Source organism: Flavobacterium sp. (genome assembly GCF_049590715.1).
Classification (GTDB): Bacteria; Bacteroidota; Bacteroidia; order Flavobacteriales; family Flavobacteriaceae; genus Flavobacterium.
Genome location: NZ_JBAWDL010000093.1, coordinates 1 through 5,831, shown reverse-complemented (window position 1 = coordinate 5,831; position 5,831 = coordinate 1). Strand labels below are relative to the sequence as shown.

The window sequence follows — 5,831 nt, the reverse complement described above, 5'->3', positions numbered from 1 at the left end:
TTATGCTACAGAGATTTCAAAATTTACTGCTTTTTTTAAGAATGCTTTTATCAACAAACGATTAGGTGCTAAACCTGAAGTTAAAATTTCATTTCTTGTGCTGTGCCCTTCAGTAGAAATAGTGGTGTTTGGATTTTGTTTTGTTCCCATAAACCATAAAACAAATTCTACATTTGAAGAAGCTCTTGAAGTACTTACATTGTCTGTAGTTGAAACCTGTTCAACTTCAGTTAATGAATTAACAGGTGATTGACTAAAAACAGCAACTGAAAATAGCAAAACAAAGACTACAAGTATATTGTTTAATGTTTTATTAAAATTATTCTGTTTTACTGAATTTATCATAAGTGTTTTAAAAACTAGAGAAAAGAATTCTTCTCTTATACATCAGCAAAATTAGATCAACATCAGTTCCACTAAAAATATAATCGATAAACAACAATTATAATCGTTTATATACGCAATCTAGTTGACAACAACCCTTTTATAAAACTCATAAAACATAAAAACATAAAAAAAGGCTTCTTTTAAAGGAAGCCTTTTTTTTGTTATGCTTGTCCTGCTGGACCAAAATTAAGCGGTATTGGCGCTTGTTCTGTATCTTTAATTTCTCCATTTGCTAATTCGAATCGGTGAATATTATCCCCTATCGCTTTTAGCAATCGTTTGGCATGTTGCGGAGTTAATACAATTCTTGACTTGACTTTAGCTTTTGGAATACCAGGCATGATACTAACAAAATCTAATACAAACTCTGACGAAGAATGGTTGATAATCGCTAGGTTAGAATAAATTCCTTCTGCTGTTTTCTCATCCAATTCAATGTTAATTTGTTCTTGTTGCTCTTTCATGTTTTCAGTAGTTAGTGATTAGTAAATTGTGATTAGCAACTAAATTATAGCAAAAAGTGATTAGCCAAAAAGACTAACCACTAATCACTATAGACTAATTACTAAAAAATTAGTAAATATATTCTTCTTTATTGGCCATCATATCATTGTAATCTTCTTTAGATCCTACAATAGCATTGTCGTATTCTCTCATACCAGTACCTGCTGGAATTCTATGTCCAACAATTACATTTTCTTTCAATCCTTCTAAGTAATCAATTTTACCTGCTACTGCAGCTTCGTTTAATACTTTAGTTGTTTCTTGGAAAGAAGCAGCTGAGATGAACGATTTTGTTTGAAGTGATGCTCTTGTAATACCTTGTAATACTGGTGTAGCAGTTGCCGTAATAACATCACGAGCTACAACGATATTTTGATCATTACGTTTCAATAATGAATTCTCATCACGCAATTGACGTAGTGTCACAATTTGACCTTCTTTTAAATTAGAAGAATCTCCTGCATCTTCAACTACTTTCATACCATATAATTTATCATTTTCAACGATAAAATCTTTAGTATGGATCAATTGATCTTCTAAGAATAAAGTATCTCCTGGATCTTGAACTCTAACTTTACGCATCATTTGACGAATTACAACTTCAAAGTGCTTATCATTAATTTTCACCCCTTGTAGACGGTATACTTCTTGAATTTCGTTAACCAAGTACTGTTGAACAGCAGCTGGACCTTGAATTCTTAAAATATCGTCTGGAGTAATTGCTCCATCTGACAAAGGAATACCCGCTCTTACAAAGTCATTCTCTTGAACAAGAATTTGACTTGAAAGTTTCACTAAGTACTTTCTGACATCACCAAATTTAGATTCAATAACGATCTCACGGTTACCTCTTTTGATTTTTCCAAAAGAAACAACACCATCAATCTCAGAAACCACAGCTGGATTCGAAGGATTACGAGCTTCCAAAAGCTCTGTAATTCTTGGTAAACCTCCCGTGATATCTCCAGATTTAGAAGAACGACGTGGGATTTTAACCAATACTTTACCAGCTTTAATTTTCTCACCATCATCTACCATTAAGTGGGCACCTACTGGTAAGTTATACGAACGAATTAGCTCGCCATCTTTACCGTAAACTAATAAAGTTGGAATTAATTTTTTAGCTCTTGATTCAGAAATTACTTTTTCTTGGAAACCAGTTTGCTCATCAATTTCAACCATGAATGATTGTCCTTGCTCTAATTCTTCGTAAGCAATTTTACCAGTAAACTCAGAAACAATAACTCCATTATATGGATCCCATTTACAGATTACATCTCCTTTTGCAATTGACTGACCGTCTTTTACGAAAATACTAGAACCGTAAGGAATATTATGTGTGTTTAAAACAATACCCGTTTTTTCGTCAACTAATTTTAATTCTGTAGAACGAGAAACAACAATATCTACTTCGTTTCCTTCGCTATCTTCTCCTTTTACAGTTTTTAAATCTTCAACTTCAAGTTTACCTGGGAATTTAGCAATAATACTAGACTCTTCAGATATACCTCCCGCAACCCCTCCAACGTGGAACGTACGAAGTGTCAACTGTGTACCTGGCTCTCCAATAGACTGTGCAGCAATTACACCTACAGCCTCACCTCTTTGAGTCATTTTTCCAGTAGCTAAGTTACGACCGTAACATTTAGCACAAATTCCTTTTAACGCTTCACAAGTCAATGGTGAACGAACTTCAACTCTCTCTAATGGAGAAGCTTCGATCGTTTTCATAATTGCCTCAGTAATTTGTTGTCCAGAAGTTACTAGAACTTCATTAGTCAAAGGATTAATTACATCTTGCAAAGCAACACGCCCTAAGATTCTTTCTCCTAATGATTCAACGATTTCTTCATTCTTTTTCAATGCAGAAACTTCTACACCTCTAAGAGTACCACAATCTTCGATATTAACAATTACATCTTGAGATACATCATGAAGTCTTCTTGTTAAGTATCCAGCATCTGCCGTTTTCAAAGCCGTATCCGCTAGTCCTTTACGAGCACCGTGGGTAGAGATAAAGTATTCTAAGATCGAAAGACCTTCCTTAAAGTTAGAAAGAATCGGGTTTTCAATAATCTCACCACCACCAGCAGTCGATTTTTTAGGCTTAGCCATCAAACCACGCATACCAGTTAACTGACGAATTTGTTCCTTAGAACCCCTCGCTCCAGAATCAAGCATCATATATACCGAGTTAAACCCTTGTTGGTCTTCTCTAATATTTTTCATTGCTAATTCAGTAAGTTGAGCATTGGCAGAAGTCCAAACATCAATAACTTGGTTGTAACGTTCGTTATTTGTGATAAGACCCATGTTATAGTTAGCCGAAATACCTTCAACTTGCTCTCTAGCATCAGCTATCAATTGTGTTTTTTGTTCTGGAATACGAATATCTCCTAATGAGAATGATAATCCTCCGCGGAATGCGAATTTATACCCCATATCTTTCATATTATCCAAGAAGGCAGCCGTTTCAGGTACACTTGTTGAATTTAATACGTGACCGATAATATCTCTAAGATTTTTCTTAGTCAATACATCATTGATATATCCAGCTGCTTCAGGTACTACTTCATTAAACAATACACGTCCAGCGGTAGTTTGAATGATTTTATAAACTAGTTCCCCTTGTTCATTAAAATCTTTAGCACGGATTTTTACACGCGCATTCAATTCTAAACGTCCTTCATTTAAGGCAATATTTGTTTCTTCAGCAGAATAGAAGGTCAAATCTTGACCTAAAATTGTTTTCTCTGGAGTAGATAATCTTTCTTTGGTCATATAATATAGACCCAAGACCATATCCTGAGATGGTACTGTAATTGGAGCACCATTAGCAGGGTTCAATATGTTATGAGAAGCCAACATTAACAATTGTGCTTCAAGGATAGCTTCAGGTCCAAGTGGCAAGTGAACTGCCATTTGATCCCCATCAAAATCCGCATTAAACGCTGTACATACTAATGGGTGTAATTGGATTGCTTTTCCTTCAATTAATTTTGGTTGGAAAGCTTGAATACCCAATCTGTGTAACGTAGGAGCACGATTCAGTAATACTGGATGTCCTTTAATTACATTTTCAAGAATATCCCAAACTACAGGCTCTTTTTTATCTATAATTTTCTTAGCAGATTTAACTGTTTTCACAATTCCTCTTTCTATCAATTTACGGATAACAAAAGGTTTGTATAATTCAGCTGCCATATCTTTTGGCAATCCACATTCGAACAACTTCAATTCAGGTCCAACAACAATTACCGAACGAGCAGAATAATCCACACGTTTTCCAAGTAAGTTTTGACGGAAACGTCCTTGCTTACCCTTTAAGGAATCAGATAATGATTTTAATGGTCTGTTTGATTCTGTTTTAACAGCAGATGCTTTACGAGTGTTATCAAATAATGAATCTACAGATTCTTGCAACATACGTTTTTCGTTTCTCAAGATAACTTCTGGAGCTTTAATCTCCATTAATCTTTTCAAACGGTTGTTACGGATGATTACACGACGGTATAAATCATTCAAATCTGAAGTTGCAAAACGACCTCCATCAAGTGGTACAAGTGGACGTAATTCTGGTGGAATTACAGGAACCACTTTCATAATCATCCATTCTGGACGGTTTTCACGGTTCAAGTTAGACTCACGGAAAGATTCTACAACTTGTAATCTTTTTAAAGCTTCTGTTTTACGTTGTTTAGACGTTTCATTATTAGCAGAGTGACGTAATTGGTAAGACAATTGGTCTAAATCAATACGCGCTAATAAATCCATAATACATTCTGCTCCCATTTTGGCAACAAATTTATTAGGGTCAAAATCATCTAAATATTGATTATCTTGAGGAAGTGTATCCAAGATATTCAAATACTCTTCTTCCGTTAAGAAATCTAATCTTTGAAGAGATTCACCTTCTGCATTTTTAGCTATACCCGCTTGGATAACTACGTATCTTTCGTAGTAAATGATCATATCTAATTTCTTAGATGGAAGACCAAGAATATAACCAATTTTATTCGGAAGAGAACGGAAATACCAAATATGAGCAATTGGCACAACAAGGTTGATGTGACCTACTCTATCTCTACGTACTTTTTTCTCAGTAACTTCAACCCCACAACGGTCACAGATGATTCCTTTGTAACGTATTCTTTTATATTTTCCACAAGCACATTCAAAATCTTTTACTGGTCCGAAAATACGTTCACAGAAAAGACCATCACGTTCTGGTTTGTGCGTACGGTAGTTTATAGTTTCTGGTTTTAAAACTTCACCTCTTGATTCTTTCAAGATAGATTCAGGTGAAGCAAGACCTATTGAGATTTTATTAAACCTTTTAACCGGGTTTTTATCTTTATTATTGTTGTTGTTTCTATTATTCATCATAGTTTTTACTATTGATTTATTTGCAATTAAAAATTGATTTTTGTTTAGTCTAAAGTCAAATGTCATAAAGTTTTTAAAGTCAGTGAATGACTTTAGGCTTTTGGACTTTCAAACTTTCGACTTAAAACTACCTCGGGTTACTTCTCTAAACCTCAAACGCTAATTTGAAGTGCTAGTTAAAAATATTAGTTTTTAAAAAATCGGAACGGGTTACGGGTATAAATCCTAAAAACATATAAAATAAGTAATCAGTTTTCAGGCATTACACCTGAAAACTGATACTTTAAAATAAATTATTCTTCTAATCTAATATCTAAACCAAGACCTTTCAATTCATGCATTAATACATTGAATGATTCAGGTAATCCTGGTTCTGGCATAGACTCGCCTTTTACGATAGCTTCGTAAGTTTTAGCTCTACCAATAACATCATCAGACTTCACAGTCAAGATTTCTCTAAGGGTACTCGATGCTCCATAAGCCTCAAGTGCCCAAACCTCCATCTCTCCAAAACGTTGACCTCCAAATTGAGCTTTACCTCCAAGTGGTTGTTG

General features: G+C 34.6%; 4 protein-coding genes. All 4 read right to left on the bottom strand.

All coding sequences use genetic code 11. The features are described from left to right. On the bottom strand, nt 1-345 hold the full coding sequence (locus tag WBQ70_RS04580; RefSeq protein WP_423911194.1) for a hypothetical protein: 345 nt from the start codon (nt 343-345) through the stop codon (nt 1-3). A gap of 203 nt (nt 346-548) precedes the next feature. Then, on the bottom strand, nt 549-851 hold the full coding sequence (locus WBQ70_RS04575) for a DUF3467 domain-containing protein (RefSeq protein ID WP_423911191.1): 303 nt from the start codon (nt 849-851) through the stop codon (nt 549-551). A gap of 109 nt (nt 852-960) precedes the next feature. After that, entirely contained in the window at nt 961-5,277 is a 4,317-nt protein-coding gene (rpoC, locus tag WBQ70_RS04570; RefSeq protein WP_423911189.1) for a DNA-directed RNA polymerase subunit beta', read from the bottom strand. 293 nt (nt 5,278-5,570) lie between these two features. Then, the coding region (locus WBQ70_RS04565) for a hypothetical protein (RefSeq protein ID WP_423911186.1) at nt 5,571-5,831 on the bottom strand (261 nt) is incomplete at its 5' end.